This window comes from Hymenobacter defluvii (genome assembly GCF_017589435.1).
Classification (GTDB): domain Bacteria; phylum Bacteroidota; class Bacteroidia; order Cytophagales; family Hymenobacteraceae; genus Hymenobacter; species Hymenobacter profundi.
Genome location: NZ_JAGETX010000030.1, coordinates 1 through 16,964, shown reverse-complemented (window position 1 = coordinate 16,964; position 16,964 = coordinate 1). Strand labels below are relative to the sequence as shown.

The following is a 16,964-nucleotide window of genomic DNA, read 5'->3' as shown; positions in this document are numbered from 1 at the left end:
CATGTGATAGAAACTCAACTCAAAACGCAACATTCATACTTCAACATTTCCAACGTGAACCGTCGCGATTTTATAAAGCATTCGACGCTGGGTGCGGCCAGCCTGGGGCTATTGGGCCTAAACCACTCGGCCACTGCGGCTGATACCAAGGGCCGGCTGGTGATTTTGCACACCAACGATATGCACTCGCGGATTGACCCCTTTCCCGACAACGGCGGGCAGTGGGCCAACATGGGCGGCATGGCCCGTCGCGCCGTCCTGATTCAGCAGATTCGGCAGCAGGAGCCGCACGTGCTGCTCCTCGACTCGGGCGACATCTGGCAGGGCACGCCCTACTTCAACTTCTTCGAGGGCGAACTGGAGTATAAGCTGATGACGGAAATGGCCTACGACGCCAGCACCCTCGGTAACCACGACTTCGACAACGGCCTGGAAGGTTTGCAAAAGCAGTTGCCCAATGCAGGTTTTCCATTCCTGATTGCCAACTACGACTTCTCGAATACCATTCTGGCCGGCAAGTTTAAGCCGTATAAAGTATTCGAGAAAGCCGGGCACCGCATTGGTGTGTTTGGGGTAGGCATTGAGCTGGCCGGTTTGGTGGCTGATAAAAACTTCGGGGCTACCCAATACCTCGACCCTATTATGGTTGCCAACAAGATGGTGGCGCAGCTGCGTGGCCCCGAGCGTTGTGACATGGTGATTTGCCTTTCGCACCTGGGCTACCAGTACAAAGGCCCCAAGATTGACGACTTCAAGCTGGCAGCCGGCGCCCCCGGCATCGACCTAATTCTAGGCGGGCATACCCACACCTTCCTCGACAAACCCGACGTAGTAGCCGGCCCCAACAGCCACCAGACGCTCATCAACCAGGTAGGCTGGTCGGGTATCAACCTCGGCCGTCTCGACTACACATTTACGAAGGCTACCCGCCGCCCAGCTGTAGCCGCTGCTGCCGTAGTGCCTATTCACACGGCCTAACGGAAAGTTGACAAAAGCAAGAGAAAGGGGCGTTTTTTTGTCTCCTGACTTTTCCACATTTTTGTCTCCCTTTGCCGGAAACGAACTGCTCCCCGGTTCGTAACGACGGCTTTCTGTACACTATTTGCTCGCCTTTTTTGTTGCTGTAACTGTTTGATGCTGAAGGATTTTAGAACCGTATGGGTCAACTGTCTGCGCGTCATCAAAGCGAATATTGGTGAGCAGAGCTTCCGCACGTGGTTTGAGCCCATTGTGCCGGTGCAGCTCCACAACAACGTATTGATTATTCAAGTCCCCAGCCAATTTTTTTATGAGTGGCTGGAGGAGCATTACGTGGACGTACTCAAGAAAAGTATCTTCCAGGAATTGGGAGCAGATGGCCGCTTGGAGTACTCGATTGTAGTGGATCAGGGCAATGCCCAGTCGCAGCCGCGTACCCTCAATTTGCCAACCTCGCGCAAGGCGGCCCAGCCGGCGCCTTCGGCCGGACCAGCGGCGGCTTTGGCCGCGGGACCCATGTCGTCGTCGGCGCGGCACGTGGCGGGCGCGGCGGCAGCCCCGGCGGCTACGCCGTCTACCTTGCGTAATCCGTTTGAAGCTATTAAGGTAGTCGACCGCAACTACGTCAACTCCCAACTCAACACCACTTACACCTTCGAGAACTACATTGAGGGAGACTGCAACCGCTTGGCCCGCTCGGCGGGTTTGGCGGTGGCGAACAAGCCGGGTACTACCTCCTTCAACCCGCTGATGGTATACGGTGGGGTAGGATTGGGCAAAACGCATCTGGTGCAGGCCATTGGCAACCACATCAAGGCCACCACACCAGATCGGTTCGTGCTCTACGTGTCGGCGGAGAAGTTCACGAACCAGTTTATCGAGAGCGTGCGCATCAACTCGGTGCAGGATTTTGCCAACTTCTATCTGTTGGTGGATATCCTGATCTTGGACGACGTGCAGTTTATGTCGGGCAAGGACAAGACGCAGGAGATGTTCTTTCACATCTTCAACCACTTGCACCAGGCCGGTAAGCAAATCGTGATGACCTCCGACCGGCCCCCGCGTGATCTGAACGGCCTGGAAGACCGCCTACTCTCGCGCTTCAAGTGGGGCCTCACCGCCGACTTGCAAAGCCCCGACTTTGAGACGCGCATGGCCATCATCCAGAACAAAATGCAGCAGGATGGCATCGATATTCCGCCGCAGGTAGTGGAGTACTTGGCGCATTCCGTGAATACCAACGTGCGCGAGCTGGAAGGTGTGCTGATTTCGCTGGTGGCCCAGAGTAGCCTCAACCGCCGCGAAATTGACCTGGAAATGGCCAAGCAGGCGCTGCGCCACATCATTGAGGAGGTGGAAGCCGAAGTCAACCTCGACTTCATCCAGAAAACAGTGGCCGAGTATTTCAGCCTACCCGTGGAATTGCTGAAGGCCAAAACCCGCAAGAAAGAGGTGGTAACGGCTCGGCAGGTGGCTATGTACTTCGCTAAAGAACATACTACTCATTCGCTGAAAAGCATCGGCCATCACTTCGGTGGGCGCGACCATAGCACTGTCATCCACTCCGTACAAACCGTGTCGGACCTGATCGACAGTGACAAAAGCTTCCGCAGCTCGGTGCAGGAGCTACGAAAGAAGTTCGCGGGGAAGTAGGAGTGAGGTAGACGCACTACAAAGCAGAACGTCATGCTGAGCTTGCCGAAGCATCTCTACCGTAAGTAATCAATTTACTCACGGTAGAGATGCTTCGGCAAGCTCAGCATGACGTTCTATTTATCTTGTGGTCTATTTCTCCTGAGAGTCGTGCAACGGAATCTGGTGATTTGATGCAAATCGTTGCACTTGCTCGTGCAGAATACGGCGGCGGCGGGTACCGCGTACCTCGCGTAAGCTCAGTACATAGTTATTGCCGTCTTTGAGCTGCACACGCAGTTGGCGCAGGGCTAACTCCAGCTTAGCAATATCCTCGGCTGGAAAAGCCTGCTTGGGCCGAAACAGCCCACCTTTGTGTACCATGTAAGCCGGTGTGAACTCTAGGTAGGTCTGGGTGCCGAAAATAGGCGCGTTGTTGACCAGTACATAGCCAATATAAATCAGGCTGAACGCCAGGAACACGTAATCCAGGAAGTGCTGGTCAGTACTATTGCTGTCAGCTACCAGCCGTGAGCCAACGTAGAAAATCCAGAGCAAGCCAATAGCCATCTGCCCCCAAAACGGGATGCGGGAGTTGTTGGCAGGTTGCAGACGAATACGGGTAGAGGTAGGAGGCATACAGCGCAAAATAAGGTAGGACAGCAGCAAAGTAACTCAGTTTTCTGATGTCCTTCAGCAAAACGGTGTGTCATCCTGAGTAGAGTGGAGGACCTTCTTACATTGTTACGCTTATCGTATTGATAGAAGAGGTTCCTTCATTTCACCCAGCGTAACACACCGCTTTCTGCTTCATGCTCAGCTTATTTCAGCGTGGCTGAAGTCAATTCCATTTCGGGTACGGCGCTGAGAAGCTGCGAGATAGGGCAGTTCTCTTTGGCGTTTTCGGCTTGCTTCTGAAATTCTTCCTGCGAAATACCTTCTACTTCTCCTTCCGTTTTCAGGGCAATCTTCACCACTTTTGGTGTGTCGCCCGAGGGGTCCAGGGTCACCTTCGACTCGGTGCGGATTTGCTTTACCTGGTAGCCGGCTTTCGTCAGGTGGCTAGTCAGGAACATGGTGTAGCAGCCTGCATGGGCCGCGCCAATCAGTTCTTCGGGGTTGGTGCCGGGCTTGCCATCGAAGCGGGCGCCGGTGGAGTAGGGAGCATCCAGCTGGCCACTCTGGCTGGTGATGGTGCCGCTACCTTTGATGTCGCCGTTCCATACGGCATTGCCACGTTGGTTGATCATGGGAAAGAGAAAAGGGGTGATGAGGAAAATACCAGTAATACATACCAATACTGGCAGTGGTAGGTTGCAGAGGGTAGGGGCGTTTTCCCGTTTGTGGCTGTGTAATACGAGCCGAGGAGTTGACCAAGGCGCCGCTTTCTACGTAGGTAGTGCTAAACTCACATCGTCTAGGGTTACACAGGTTGCTACCTTTGCGGAGTTTACTGTTCAGCTGATTTAGAAATATGGCGTTGAAAGCTACTCTGAGCCGACCTTTGGCGGCTTATGTTGCCCACCGCTACCAGCGCTGGATGCAGGACCCGGTAGGTACGCAGCAGCGCGTTCTGACGAGCTTGCTGGGCGCGGGTAGTCGTACGGCTTTCGGCCACGACCACGATTTTCGGGCCATCAGCGACGCCGCTGGCTTGGCTCGCCAAGTGCCGGTGCGCGATTACGAAGCCCTGCGCCCCTACCTCGACCGGGTGCAAGCCGGCGAGGCCGACGTGCTTTGGCCTGGTCGCCCACTGTATCTGGCCAAAACCTCGGGTACTACCAGCGGCGCCAAATACATTCCGCTCACGCGGGACAGTATGCCCAACCACATCAATGGGGCCCGCGATGCGCTATTGCACTACATCGACTACACTGGCCGCAGCCAGTTTCTGGATGGCCGGCTGATGTTTTTGTCGGGTAGTCCAGAGCTGGAGCTGGTCAACGGCATCCTTACGGGCCGGTTGTCGGGCATTGTCAACCACCACGTACCAGCCTACCTGCGCCGTAGCCAGCTGCCGAGCTACGCTACCAACATCATCGACGATTGGGAAACCAAGCTCGACCATATTGTGGAGGAAACCTTGGGGCAGCCTATGTCCTTGATTTCCGGTATTCCGCCGTGGGTGCAGATGTACTTCGACCGTATTGTGGCGCGCACGGGCAAAACCGTGAAGGAAGTCTTCCCTGACTTTGGCCTGTTTGTGTATGGCGGCGTCAACTTCGAGCCCTACCGCAAGAAGCTGTTCGAAACCATTGGCGGACCAGTTGACAGCATCGAGACCTTCCCGGCCTCCGAAGGCTTCCTGGCCTTTCAGGATCAGCCTGGCAACCCAGGATTGCTGCTGTTGTTGGATGCCGGAATTTTCTTTGAATTTATTCCGGCCGAGCGTTTTTTTGAGGATAATCCGCCCCGCCTGACCATTGGGGAGGTAGAGCTAGATCAGCAATACGCCGTGGTGCTCAGCAGCAACGCTGGCCTGTGGGGCTACTCCCTCGGCGACACGGTGCGCTTCGTGAGTCGCTTCCCGCACCGCGTGGTGGTGTCGGGGCGCATCAAGCATTTTCTATCGGCCTTCGGTGAGCACGTAATTGGGGAGGAGGTAGAGCAAACTCTGCGCGAAGCCATGCGCCAGCACCACGAGGTAGAGGTAGTGGAATTTACAGTGGCCCCACTCGTCAGCGACGACCCTGCCGTGCCCTCACGCCACGAGTGGCTCATCGAGTTTGCCCAGCCCCCACGTGATACCGCCGCCTTTGCCGCGGCTTTGGATGCAGGCTTGCGCCAGCGCAACGTGTACTACGACGACCTGATGGCCGGCAACATTCTGGCTCCGTTGCAACTCACTGCCCTGTCCTCTGGTACGTTTCAGCGGTACATGAAAAGCCAGGGGAAACTGGGCGGGCAGAACAAGGTGCCCCGCCTCAGCAACGACCGGATATTGGCCGATGGGCTAATGGCAGTGTAATGGTAGCCCTAGCTAGGTAAGAAGGCCAATTTCGGTAAGAAGCCTAACTTGGCCCCTCAATGCCCTAAGCGTCATCTTTCATCTTTCTGCTCTATTCTTGCCCATGCGTCTTTTTCTTTCGCTACTTCTTGCCTGCTTGCTACTCACGCAAGCTACTGTTGCCCAAAAAACTGCCGCTACCCCCTTGCGCGTGGCTACCTACAACCTGCGCATGAATACGGCCAGCGACGGCCAGAATGCTTGGCCCAACCGCGCTGAGATGGTGCGCAACCTCGTTAGCTACTACGATTTCGATGTGTTTGGTACCCAAGAGGGCTTTCGGAGCCAGCTCAACGATGTGGCGCAACTAAAGCAATACGCCTTTGTGGGCAAGGGTAGGGACGATGGCAAGGAAGCCGGTGAGCACTCGGCTATCTTCTATAAAAAAGACCGCCTGAAGCTGCTGCAAACCGGCGACTTCTGGCTGAGCCAAACACCTGATAAGCCCAGTAAAGGTTGGGATGCCACTTGCTGCAACCGCATCTGCACCTGGGCCAAGTTTCAGGACACGCAAACCAAGAAGGAGTTCTATTTCTTCAGTGCCCACTTCGACCACGAAGGGGTAGAAGCCCGTCGCGAATCGGGCAAGCTGATGGTGCAGAAAATCAAGGAAATTGCCAAAAACGCTCCTGTCATCTTCGTCGGCGACCTGAACTCTACGCCTGATACGGAGCAAGTGAAGATCATCCAAGCCTCGCTACGCAACGCTTATGATGTTACCCAAAAGCCCGCTTACGGCCCCGTGGGTACGTTCCAGGGTTTCAAGCTAGACGCGCCCCTGCAAGACCGCATCGACCACATCTTTGTAAGCAAAGAGTACACGGTGCTCAACTACGCAGTGCTCACCGACTCCATGCGCGGCCGCTACCCCTCCGACCACTTTCCGGTGATGGTGGATGTGGTGCTGAAGTAATTAAGACTTGTTGAAATTTTGTTCAAATAGGCAGTATTAAGACGCCAGATCAAGCATGGCCACCGATTTTGAATAAGCTCTAAACGTTTAAAGGGAGGACCTCATTTATGCAACTAAAACCCGCCCTTCACGCCGCCTGCCTCGCCTACCTCCAACAGCGCATCGACGCAGCGCAATCGGCTATGCTGGCCGCGCAGGAATCGGCCAACTCCGAAACCAAGAGCAGTGCCGGCGACAAGTACGAAACCGGCCGCGCCATGGCCCACGAGGAGCGCAACCGCAATGCCGTGCAGCTTCGCGAAGCCCTGAACCTGAAAGCCGAGCTAGAGCGCATCAACCCCGAAGCGGCCTGCGATACAGTACGGCCAGGTGCATTGGTCGCTACCAGTATGGGGCAGTTCTACCTCAGTATTAGCGCCGGCAAGATGGTGGTAGAGGGCACGGAGTACTTCGCCGTGTCGCCGGCCGCGCCGGTGGCGGCAGCGCTGAGCGGTAAGAGGGTAGGGGAGGAAGCAGCGTTTAATGGGAAGAAGGTGCTAGTGAAGGCTATTCTGTAAAATGATATGGGCGGCTGCAAGCCGCCCATCGTTGCTGACTGTAGGGTAGGGGCGCGTCGTTGTGGTTGATAAAATGGACCAGTGCTCCAACGGACGGCTGCAAGCTGCCCCTACCTCATTTGCTCTGCTGACAGGCCGGAACAGATATTGCCTGCGAAGCAGAACTTCGCCTTACTTTTGCGTATGTCCTTCCCTACCCCCAAGCGCGTGGCGCTGCTCGGTGCCACTGGTTCTATCGGAACCCAGGCGCTGGATGTTATGCGGGCGCACCCTACCCGCTTCACCGTTACGGCGCTATCGGCGCAGTCCAATGCTGAGCTGCTGATTGCACAGGCCCGCGAGTTTCGCCCCGCCGTTGTGGTCATTGGCGATGAGGCAAAGTACGAAACCGTGAAAACGGCCTTGGCCAACCAACCCGAAACCGAGGTGCTGGCCGGTGTCGCCGCCCTCACGGAAATAGCTGCTCGTCCCGATTCGGACATTGTACTCACCGCTATGGTAGGCTACGCGGGATTACTACCTACAGTGGCTGCTATCCAGGCTGGGAAGGACATTGCCCTGGCCAACAAGGAAACGCTGGTGGTAGCCGGGCAGCTGATTACTGAGCTGGTGCGGAAATACAAGGTGAAGCTGTTACCCGTCGATTCGGAGCACTCCGCTATTTTCCAGTGCCTGGTGGGCGAGGAACAGAATCCGATTGAGAAAATTATCCTCACGGCCTCGGGTGGGCCGTTCCGGGGTAGGAGCCGGACGGAGCTGGCCACCGTCACCAAAGCCCAGGCCCTGAAACATCCCAACTGGGACATGGGCGCCAAAATCACTATTGATTCTGCGTCTTTGATGAACAAAGGATTAGAAGTGATTGAGGCCAAGTGGCTGTTTGGCCTCCGCGACGACCAGATCGACGTGGTAGTGCACCCGCAAAGCATTATTCACTCGTTGGTGCAGTTTCAGGATGGCTCTTTGAAAGCACAACTCGGCCTGCCCGATATGAAGCTGCCCATCCAGTACGCCCTAGGCTACCCCGAGCGCCTATCCTCGGATTTTCCGCGCTTCGATTTTCTGGCCTACCCCCAGTTCACTTTCGAGCAGCCCGATACGGCTACCTTCCGCAACCTAGCCTTGTCCTTCGAGGCCATGCGCCGGGGTGGCAACGCGCCCTGCATTCTCAATGCCGCCAATGAAGTAGCTGTGGCCGCTTTTCTGCGCGATGAAATCGGTTTTCTGGAAATGTCGGACCTGGTGGAAAGTTGCCTCACCAAGGTTTCGTACCTTGCTACCCCATCGCTCGACGATTACATGCACACCGACCAGGAAACGCGCCGCGTGGCGCAAACGCTGGTCGGCAGCGGAACAAAGTCGGCGTAGGAACTGTCAGGATGACAATCTTACATTTTTAATTTCTTCGCTACTTTGGAAGGATTAGTTATGGCCGGCAACCTGTTGCTGGGCCTTTCGCTTTTGGTTGGTTTGCACGAGTTTGGCCACTTCGCCACCGCGAAGTATTTCAAGATTCGCGTCGATAAGTTTTACATCTTCTTTGACTTTCTGTTTCCGATGCCGGGCGTGCTCAATTTCGCCCTGTTCAAGAAAAAAATCGGGGAGACGGAGTACGGACTGGGCTGGTTCCCGCTGGGTGGCTACGTAGCTATCCACGGCATGATCGACGAGACGCAGGATGCAGAGAGCCTAGCCGCTGAGCCCGCCCCCAACGAGTTTCGGGCCAAGCCAGCCTGGCAGCGCCTGATTGTGATGCTGGGCGGTATCGTCATGAACGTGATTACCGGCATCGTCATTTTTACGGCCCTCACCTACACCCACGGCGAAAGCTACCTACCCGCTTCGGAAGTGCGCTATGGCGTGTTACCCAATGAGTTGGGTAAAGAAGTAGGCTTCCAGATGGGCGATAAAATTGTGAAAATCAACGGCCATCCGTTCACTGAGTTCAATGATGTGTACGAGCCCGAGGTAATTCTTGGTAGCAATAGTTACTACACTGTAGACCGCAACGGCAAGCTGGTGGACATCAACTTGCCTGCCGACTTTATGGACCGCCTTGCTGAGAAGGACCAAGGCGCGTTTGTAGTGCCCCTCGACCCGTTTCAAGTAGATGAAGTAGTACCCAACAGCGCCGCCGCTAAAGCCGGCCTCCAGCCCGGCGACCGGGTAGCAGCCGTAGCCGGCACGCCCATTCACTACTTCCCCGAGTTGCAGCAGGAGTTGAAAAAGCAAGCTGGCAAGACCATCCCGCTGACGGTAGAACGTGCCGGTGCCCCTACCCAACTCACCGTTACGGTGGAGCCGGAAGGCACCATTGGTTTCCGCCCCAAGTCGCTGCTACATTTTGACACGCGTCACTACTCGTTTGCTGAGTCGGTACCGCAGGGCACCAAGCAGGCGTTTGGTATCGTAACTACGCAAGCTAAGGCATTCGGCAAAATTTTCCGGGGCGAGGCGTCGTTCCGTAAGTCGGTGGGTGGCCCCATCGAAATTGCCCAGCAGTACGGTGGCAAGTGGGACTGGCTGCGTTTCTGGACGCTCACGGGCATGCTTTCCATGGTGCTGGCCTTCATGAACCTACTCCCCATTCCGGCCCTCGACGGTGGCCACGTACTGTTCTTGCTCTACGAAATGGTAGCCGGTCGTAAGCCCTCCGACTCTTTCCTTGAAGGTGCCCAGAAAGTAGGTATGGTGCTAATTCTGGGTCTGATGGCATTCGTTCTGATTATTAATCCCATCCTGAAAAACTTCCTCTAATGCGTAGTTGGCTGTTTTTGTTGCTTTTGATGGTAGGCATGATGAGCCGGGCACAGGCGCATACCTACCACGCCAGCATCATGGACGTGCATTACAACCCGCAAAAAAAACAGCTGGAAGTAGCGGTGAAGGTGTTCACTGATGATCTAGAAAAAGCCTTGTCGGTGGGGCAGCCCAAGCCGGTGAGTGTGCTGGAAGACCCAAAGCCGCAACTGGCTACGCTTACCTCGGCGCTGCTGCGACGGGCACTAGTATTCGGCACCAAGCCCGGCGAAATCCTTCCTTGGCGCTACGTAGGCATGGAACGCGACCATGATGCCCATTGGCTCTACCTCGCCGTGCCGCTGTCTAGTGCGCCGCCGGCACTCTACCTGCGCAACCATTTGCTGCTCGACACCTTCGATGATCAGATGAACATCGTGAACGTGGAAGCCAATGGCAAGAAGCAAAGCGCCCTGTTCCGCGGCGGCGAAGACGTGCGGAAGCTGGTGCTGTAGGTTAATTTATAGTCACAGAACAGGAAAGCCGTCTGTCATCCTGAACGCAGTGAAGGACCTTACCACGCGTGAACGAGTCGTCAGTACGATGGTCGTTCACGCGTGGTAAGGTCCTTCACTGCGTTCAGGATGACAGGCGAGTTTGTTTTTCTACCAGTCCGAACCGCCACTGGCCGCTGGCTTTTTGCCTTCGCCTTCAGGCTTGATCAACTGGAATTCCACCCGACGGTTCACCTTCGCGTCTTCTTCCGTTACTTCTTCCTTGATCGGCTTCGTGCTACCTAATCCGTTGCTGTCGATGCGGTTGGGTTGCAGCTTGCCCTTCTGCTCAATGTAGCGGCGAATAGCCTCGGCGCGGTCCTGGGAGAGCTTCTCGTTCACATCGGGGTTGCCGCGGGCGTCGGTGTGGCCCGTGATGCGGAGTCGGTAGGTAGGGTGGTCGACCATGAACAGGGCAATGCGGTCGAGTGTGCCGTGCATGGCAGGCAACACGTTGGCCTTCATGGCCTCAAACTCAATATTGTGGAAGATGAGGGGTAGGCTGCTGTCGAAACTGGCCGTCATCAGCTTCATCAACGTATCCGATTTCAGGTCGAATTGCTTTTCCACTGTGAAGTAATCGGGGCTACGGATGAGCATCACGTAGTGCGAGCCTTCCATCAGATCGAAGTCGAACGAGCCATCGGGCCGCAGGTACTTACTGGCGACTTCGATGCCGTTATTTGTATCAATAATGCTGACGATGCCGTTGAGGGGCTTGTTGGTTACAGAGTCTACCAAGGAGCCTTCGAAGTGCGTGGTAGCCAGCGGCTGCGCCTCCATGGGTAGGGGGAAGGAATAGAGGTCGAGGTTATGAGGCGTCTTGGCCTCGGCCCGGGCATAGTACAGGTTCTTGGAATCGCGGTCAATGGTGAAGTAATATTCTGATCCTTTGCCGTTTACCAACGGCCCAATATTGCGCGGTTCCTGCCAGCGCCCGTTCACACGGTAGGTTTTGTAAATATCAAAATCACCAAAGTTAAGCAACTGCCCTCGGGAGCTGAAATACAGCACGTTGTACAAAGGGTGGTAAAATGGACTCACCTCGCTCTCGCGGGTGTTCACCACGGGACCCATGTTCTCTGCCTTGGCCCACTCGCCGTTCTTGGTTTTGTAGGTATACCAGATATCCGATAGACCGAACCCGCCCAAGCGGTCGGAGGCAAAATACAAGGTGTCCTCGCTGGGCGAGAGGGTAGGCTGCGAGTCCCAGGCCCCAGAGTTAACAGTCGGGCCCAAGCTCTTGGGCGTCGACCACTGCCCATCCTGAAAGGTAGCCGAGTACAGGTCGCAGTTGCCGTGGCAGTCAGGACACTCGCATCGGGCGAAATAGATGGTTTTGCCATCGCGCGAGAAGCACGCCGAGCCCTCGTTGTACTGCGAGTTGATGGGCTTGGGCAGGGGCTCGGCATCGGTCCAATACTCACCTTCCTGCCGCGAGGTATACAGGTCCTCATCTACCACCTGCTTGATGTTGCCGCGCACTTTGCGCTTAGAGGAAAACACAAAGAGGCCGGCTTCGCTACTCAGCGCGGGTCCGTAGTCCTCCACCGGCGAGTTGATGCCTGCGCCCATACTGGTATACACGCCTACAGGCGGATGGAACGTAGCCAGGTTTTTCCGGTACTCCACAATAGCGTAGTACTCCTGCATAGGGACATACAGATCGGCGGTTTTTTGCTCCAGCGAATCGTAGTACAGCTGCACTTTTTTCAACTCGCGGCGGCGGTGCTTCAGCGCCAGGCTATAGTAGGTCTTGGCCTGCTGCTCGTTGTTGGTGCGCTCGTAGAGCTGGCCCAGCCGCCAGAGCATATCCGTGTTTTTGGCGAAGTTCTCGATGCCAAACTTACCTACGTACGCAGCCAGCAACTTGCGAGCTTGCCCCCAGTTACGGCGCTTTTCGGCCTGCTGAATAGCCTTCAGCTCCTTTTTATTTTGGTAGAACGCAATGCGGTTGACGTTGGGAAAGGTAGGCGTGCCATCGGAGCGCACGCGTAACTTTTTGGTAGCAGAGGCATTGCGTGTCAGCTCTCGTTGCGCAAGGGGAGGGGCAGGGGTTTTCTGCTGGGCCTGGGCGGGAAGAAAAGCCGCGCAACTGCCAAGCAGCACCAGCCACAAACAAAGGGAGCGTAGCATAAGAAATAAGACAACGCCACCGTTGTCAGAATGGAAAGGAGGGTACCAAAAATAGCAAATTCCTGATACTACCAGGCAGGAGTGTATCCCAAGCTGGGGCAAGTGCCGTGCCGTGTTGGCGCAGCCTGTTTCAAAAAAGAATTTTGGCCCTTGATGGCACGACGCTTGCCCATTCCGTAATCTTACAAAAGTCAGTCGTAACCGGACAGGTTTGTGCCGGAGCAGGCTGTCATTCTGGCACGAATTAATCGTGCATCCCCGCTATTCTCATGAGTAAATCCTTTTTTCAAGACGCTACTCCCTACCTGCTGGCGAAAGACACGGTAGAGATGGTTTCTATTGTTGCCACCGACCCCGACCAGCCACTTACCGGCGAAGATGCTCCCGAGGTACTGCCGTTGCTGGCCGTACGCAATACGGTATTGTTTCCCGGAGTAGTTCTACCCGTTACGGTGTCGCGCAAGAAAAGCGTGCGGCTAGTGCGCAAGGCCTATCGGGGCAATAAGATTATTGGGGTAGTTGCCCAGAAAAATACCCAGAGCGACGACCCCGTACTGGCCGATCTGTACCAGACCGGCACCATGGCGCGCATCCTGAAAATGCTGGTGCTACCCGATGGCAATACCACCATCATCATTCAGGGACAGCAGCGTTTCCAGATTGAGGAACAGGAGCAGGACGTGCCCTACCTCACGGCGCGGGTAAGCTACCTGACCGAGACCTTCCATAATAAGAACAGCAAGGAGGTGAAGGCTCTGGTGGCCTCGCTGAAAGAGGCCGCCGCCAAAATCATGAAGCTGAATCCTGAGATTCCGCAGGAAGCGCAGGTGGCGTTGGATAACATCGATTCGCCGTCTTTCTTGACGCATTTCCTGTCCTCGAATATCAACGCCGAGGTAGGTGTGAAACAGCAGCTGTTGGAGATAAACGACGGTGTGGAGCGCGGTACACGGTTGCTGGAACTGATGCTCAAGGAGATTCAGCACCTGGAAATCAAGCGCGAAATCCACACGAAAGTCCATACCGACATCGACCAGCAGCAGCGTGACTACTTCCTGCGCCAGCAGATCAAGGTATTGCAGGATGAGTTGGGGTTTGATGGTCCAGATCAGGAAATAGACAAGTTTCGCGTCCGTGCGAAAGACAAAAAGTGGCCCGAAGCGGTAGCCAAACATTTCAACAAAGAACTGGATAAGCTCACGCGCCTCAACCCGCAAGCCGCCGAATACCCGGTGAGCGTGAACTACGCGGAGTTTCTGCTCGACTTACCCTGGGGTGAGTATACCAAGGACAACTTCAACCTGAAGCGCACCCGCAAAATCCTCGACCAGGACCACTACGGTATGGAAAAGGTGAAGGAGCGCATTGTGGAATACCTGGCTGTGCTCAAGCTGAAGCAAGATATGAAGGCACCGATTCTGTGCCTCTATGGTCCGCCCGGTGTAGGCAAAACCAGCCTGGGCCGCTCCATCGCCAAGGCGTTGGGTAGGCAGTACGTGCGTATGAGCCTGGGCGGCGTGCGCGACGAGGCCGAAATCCGGGGGCACCGCAAAACCTACGTGGGCGCTATGCCAGGCCGCATTGTGTCGCAGATCAAAAAAGCAGGCGCTTCCAATCCGGTGATTATTCTAGACGAAGTAGACAAGGTAAGTGCCGATTTCCGGGGTGACCCGTCGTCGGCGCTACTCGAAGTGCTGGACCCGGAGCAGAACTCCACTTTCACTGACAACTACCTAGAGGTCGAATACGACCTGTCGCGGGTGCTGTTCATTGCTACCGCCAACTCGCTCGACACCATCCAGCCCGCCCTGCGCGACCGAATGGAAATCATCGACGTGACGGGGTATACACTGGAAGAGAAGACACAAATTGCCAAGAAGCACCTGTGGCCCAAGCTTCTCGCCGATCATGGCCTGCAACCCAAGGACGTGAGCATCACCACGCCTGCCTTGCAGCGCGTAATTGACGATTACACCCGCGAATCGGGTGTGCGTAGCCTGGAGCGCAAGTTGGGGGCAGTGGTGCGCAACGTGGCTAAACACAAGGCCTTGGAGGAAGAATATCCGGCAACCCTGGAACCGAAAGACGTAGCCCGTATCCTGGGCGCCGCCATTTTCGACCGCGACCAATACCAGGACAACGACACTGCCGGCGTGGTAACGGGCTTGGCCTGGACTTCGGTGGGTGGCGACATCCTGTTCATTGAAAGTCTGTTGAGCCGGGGTAGGGGTAAGCTCACACTCTCGGGTCAGCTAGGTGATGTAATGAAGGAATCGGCCATTACGGCGCTTTCCTATCTGCGCAGCCGGGCCGAGGAGCTAGACATTGATTACCGCCTCTTCGACCAGTACGACCTGCACATTCACTTTCCTGAGGGCGCTGTGCCCAAGGATGGCCCCAGTGCCGGTATTGCCATCTTCACCAGCATCGCGTCGGTGTTTACGCAACGTAAAGTGCGCAGCCACCTGGCTATGACGGGCGAGATAACCCTGCGCGGCAAGGTGCTGCCGGTAGGCGGCATCAAGGAGAAAATTCTGGCGGCGCGCCGTGCGGGCATCAAAGACGTGATTTTGTGCCAGAAAAACCGCAAGGACATCGACGAGATTCCCACCGAATACATCAAAGGCCTCACTATTCATTACGCCGACCGCGTGGATGACGTGCTGGCCGTAGCCTTGCTACCGGAGCTGGTTAACCATCCTATGAAGCTGACCGTGCGCGACGAACCAACTCCGCCGGCTGTACCGAGCGTGGAAGTGCAGTAAGTAGGGTATTTAGAATTTAATTAGAACGTCATGCTGAGCTTGTCGAAGCATCTCGCTCACTTCGTTGGGTAGTGTACAACGAAGTGAGCGAGATGCTTCGACAAGCTCAGCATGACGTTCTGCGTTAGTGGAATGTTTCAAAGCCCAACCTTGTAATTTCCTCAGTATCTTCCGCCAATGATTGCACCGCTACGTCAGTACTTGTTGGGGATTGTCAGCATGTTGGTGGTGGGAACAGCTGAACCAGCGGCCGCGCAAATTGGCGGGCGGCGTGCTTTCTCGTTTCTAAACGTGCCTGCTGGTGCCAAGCTAGCAGCTCTGGGCGGCGCCAACGTTTCTTCCCGCGATGCTGACGGGACCATGCTTTTCGCCAATCCTGCTCTTTTGAACCAGGAAATGGATGGTAGGCTGGCCCTGAGCTACGTCGACTATCTAGCGGATATCGGTCAAACCAGCGCCGTGTATGTCTTTAATACTCAACAGGCTGGTCGGTTTGGGGTAGGGCTTAACTATCTGAGCTACGGCGAGTTTCAGCAGGTAGATGTGGCGGGCAACGTTATCGGGGAGTTTTCGGTGAACGAATACGTCGCCAGCGTGGCCGATTCATACACCAGCGGCAACTTCACGCTGGGCGGCACGCTGAAGCTGGCGGTATCGGGCATTGCCGGCAACCACTCGGTAGGCGTGCTGGCGGATGCAGGCGCGCTGTTCAAGCATCCAGATCAGGATTTTACAGTAGGACTGGCGGTGCGCAACCTGGGGTATCAGGTGAAACCCTATACCGGCTCCGGCCGTGAGCCCATGCCGCTGAATGTGGAGCTGGGTACCTCCTTCAAACCTGAGCACCTACCGTTTCGCTTTTCTCTCACGGCGCACCACTTGCAGCAGCTGGACATCGTGTATCTCGATCCTACCCAAAGCACCCAGCTCGATGAAAACGGTGACCCCATTGTACCTGAGAAAAGCTTAGGCGACAAAATTGCTCGACACTTTGCCGTGGGCGGTGAACTGTTGCTAAGCAAAAACCTACACCTGCGCGCAGGCTACAACCATTTGGCTCGGCGCGAATTGCGGTTGGCTAATATAGGCGGGGGCGCAGGCTTCAGCTTTGGGGCTATGCTGCGCATCAGTCAGTTCCAACTCGACTACACGCGGGCGGGCTACCATGCTTCAGGCGCCGCCAATTATTTCACCATTGCCCGCAACATTGATTCGTTGTTTACGAAGGAGAAGTAGGGGAGGAGCCGGTAACTCTGTCGGGTAGCAACGGACAAAACACAACCCTGACTGGCTAAATCAGTATTTGTGGCAGAAGCAGTACCTCGGGCAACGTTTTGCCGGATAGTTGCTTCTTCACCATATCGCCCAAGCACATCTTTTGGGCGCTTTCACTCTTGATGTATGATAGAATCCGATGTTTTTCTGACGCCGGCTCAGATAGTAGCCGAGCTGGATAAGTATATCATTGGTCAGCACGAGGCCAAGCGCCATGTGGCCATTGCCCTGCGCAACCGTTGGCGCCGCCTGCACGCGCCCATCGAAATGCAGCGCGAAATCGTGCCCAATAATATCCTGATGATTGGCTCCACGGGGGTAGGCAAAACGGAAATTGCCCGCCGCCTCGCTAGCATCGCCGACGCACCTTTTACCAAAGTGGAAGCCTCCAAATTCACGGAGGTAGGC

The 16,964-nt window shown here is 55.7% G+C and carries 14 protein-coding genes; 11 read left to right on the top strand and 3 right to left on the bottom strand.

What is annotated here, in order from left to right:
- Positions 1–54 precede the first annotated feature (54 nt).
- Both J4D97_RS21750 and dnaA read left to right on the top strand, forming a co-directional pair.
- The gene (locus J4D97_RS21750; RefSeq protein ID WP_347879379.1) at positions 55–978 is read left to right on the top strand and encodes a bifunctional metallophosphatase/5'-nucleotidase; all 924 of its coding nucleotides are present in this window, start codon (positions 55–57) and stop codon (positions 976–978) included.
- A gap of 156 nt (positions 979–1,134) precedes the next feature.
- Positions 1,135–2,631: a chromosomal replication initiator protein DnaA gene (gene dnaA, locus J4D97_RS21745; protein ID WP_185281066.1), complete on the top strand. Its 1,497-nt coding sequence runs from the start codon at positions 1,135–1,137 to the stop codon at positions 2,629–2,631.
- A gap of 132 nt (positions 2,632–2,763) precedes the next feature.
- On the opposite strand, the gene J4D97_RS21740 is transcribed toward dnaA, so the two are convergent.
- Entirely contained in the window at positions 2,764–3,249 is a 486-nt protein-coding gene (locus tag J4D97_RS21740; protein WP_185281065.1) for a hypothetical protein, read from the bottom strand.
- 182 nt (positions 3,250–3,431) lie between these two features.
- A complete protein-coding gene (locus J4D97_RS21735) occupies positions 3,432–3,860 on the bottom strand; it encodes an OsmC family peroxiredoxin (RefSeq protein WP_185281064.1) in 429 nt (142 codons plus the stop codon).
- 224 nt (positions 3,861–4,084) lie between these two features.
- Between J4D97_RS21735 and J4D97_RS21730 the strand changes: the two genes are divergently transcribed.
- From J4D97_RS21730 to J4D97_RS21705, 6 genes are all read left to right on the top strand, one after another.
- Entirely contained in the window at positions 4,085–5,578 is a 1,494-nt protein-coding gene (locus tag J4D97_RS21730) for a GH3 family domain-containing protein (RefSeq protein WP_208309422.1), read from the top strand.
- Positions 5,579–5,681: 103 nt separating this feature from the next.
- Entirely contained in the window at positions 5,682–6,530 is an 849-nt protein-coding gene (locus tag J4D97_RS21725; protein ID WP_208309421.1) for an endonuclease/exonuclease/phosphatase family protein, read from the top strand.
- A gap of 107 nt (positions 6,531–6,637) precedes the next feature.
- On the top strand, positions 6,638–7,087 hold the full coding sequence (locus J4D97_RS21720; RefSeq protein ID WP_208309420.1) for a 3-oxoacyl-ACP synthase: 450 nt from the start codon (positions 6,638–6,640) through the stop codon (positions 7,085–7,087).
- A 183-nt stretch (positions 7,088–7,270) separates the two neighbouring features.
- The gene (locus J4D97_RS21715) at positions 7,271–8,455 is read left to right on the top strand and encodes a 1-deoxy-D-xylulose-5-phosphate reductoisomerase (RefSeq protein WP_208309419.1); all 1,185 of its coding nucleotides are present in this window, start codon (positions 7,271–7,273) and stop codon (positions 8,453–8,455) included.
- 45 nt (positions 8,456–8,500) lie between these two features.
- Entirely contained in the window at positions 8,501–9,844 is a 1,344-nt protein-coding gene (rseP, locus tag J4D97_RS21710) for an RIP metalloprotease RseP (protein ID WP_243900458.1), read from the top strand.
- The gene (locus J4D97_RS21705; protein WP_208309418.1) at positions 9,844–10,341 is read left to right on the top strand and encodes a DUF6702 family protein; all 498 of its coding nucleotides are present in this window, start codon (positions 9,844–9,846) and stop codon (positions 10,339–10,341) included. Before rseP ends, J4D97_RS21705 begins: the two co-directional genes overlap by 1 nt.
- A gap of 150 nt (positions 10,342–10,491) precedes the next feature.
- On the opposite strand, the gene J4D97_RS21700 is transcribed toward J4D97_RS21705, so the two are convergent.
- Positions 10,492–12,516, bottom strand: coding sequence for an OmpA family protein (locus tag J4D97_RS21700; protein WP_208309417.1), 2,025 nt, complete (start codon positions 12,514–12,516; stop codon positions 10,492–10,494).
- 269 nt (positions 12,517–12,785) lie between these two features.
- Between J4D97_RS21700 and lon the strand changes: the two genes are divergently transcribed.
- The 3 genes from lon to J4D97_RS21685 form a co-directional block, all read left to right on the top strand.
- Positions 12,786–15,281, top strand: coding sequence for an endopeptidase La (lon, locus tag J4D97_RS21695; protein WP_208309416.1), 2,496 nt, complete (start codon positions 12,786–12,788; stop codon positions 15,279–15,281).
- A 177-nt stretch (positions 15,282–15,458) separates the two neighbouring features.
- On the top strand, positions 15,459–16,517 hold the full coding sequence (gene porQ / locus J4D97_RS21690) for a type IX secretion system protein PorQ (protein WP_208309415.1): 1,059 nt from the start codon (positions 15,459–15,461) through the stop codon (positions 16,515–16,517).
- Between the two features lie 165 nt (positions 16,518–16,682).
- The coding region (locus J4D97_RS21685) for an AAA family ATPase (RefSeq protein WP_208309414.1) at positions 16,683–16,964 on the top strand (282 nt) is incomplete at its 3' end.

What these genes read in the sequence shown, in the direction of transcription:
- dnaA (WP_185281066.1), top strand. Translation starts at nt 1,135, where the DNA reads ATGCTGAAGGATTTTAGAACCGTATGGGTCAACTGTCTGCGCGTCATC.
- J4D97_RS21740 (WP_185281065.1), bottom strand. Translation starts at nt 3,249, where the DNA reads ATGCCTCCTACCTCTACCCGTATTCGTCTGCAACCTGCCAACAACTCC.
- J4D97_RS21735 (WP_185281064.1), bottom strand. Translation starts at nt 3,860, where the DNA reads ATGATCAACCAACGTGGCAATGCCGTATGGAACGGCGACATCAAAGGT.
- J4D97_RS21730 (WP_208309422.1), top strand. Translation starts at nt 4,085, where the DNA reads ATGGCGTTGAAAGCTACTCTGAGCCGACCTTTGGCGGCTTATGTTGCC.
- J4D97_RS21725 (WP_208309421.1), top strand. Translation starts at nt 5,682, where the DNA reads ATGCGTCTTTTTCTTTCGCTACTTCTTGCCTGCTTGCTACTCACGCAA.
- J4D97_RS21720 (WP_208309420.1), top strand. Translation starts at nt 6,638, where the DNA reads ATGCAACTAAAACCCGCCCTTCACGCCGCCTGCCTCGCCTACCTCCAA.
- J4D97_RS21715 (WP_208309419.1), top strand. Translation starts at nt 7,271, where the DNA reads ATGTCCTTCCCTACCCCCAAGCGCGTGGCGCTGCTCGGTGCCACTGGT.
- J4D97_RS21705 (WP_208309418.1), top strand. Translation starts at nt 9,844, where the DNA reads ATGCGTAGTTGGCTGTTTTTGTTGCTTTTGATGGTAGGCATGATGAGC.
- J4D97_RS21700 (WP_208309417.1), bottom strand. Translation starts at nt 12,516, where the DNA reads ATGCTACGCTCCCTTTGTTTGTGGCTGGTGCTGCTTGGCAGTTGCGCG.
- lon (WP_208309416.1), top strand. Translation starts at nt 12,786, where the DNA reads ATGAGTAAATCCTTTTTTCAAGACGCTACTCCCTACCTGCTGGCGAAA.
- porQ (WP_208309415.1), top strand. Translation starts at nt 15,459, where the DNA reads ATGATTGCACCGCTACGTCAGTACTTGTTGGGGATTGTCAGCATGTTG.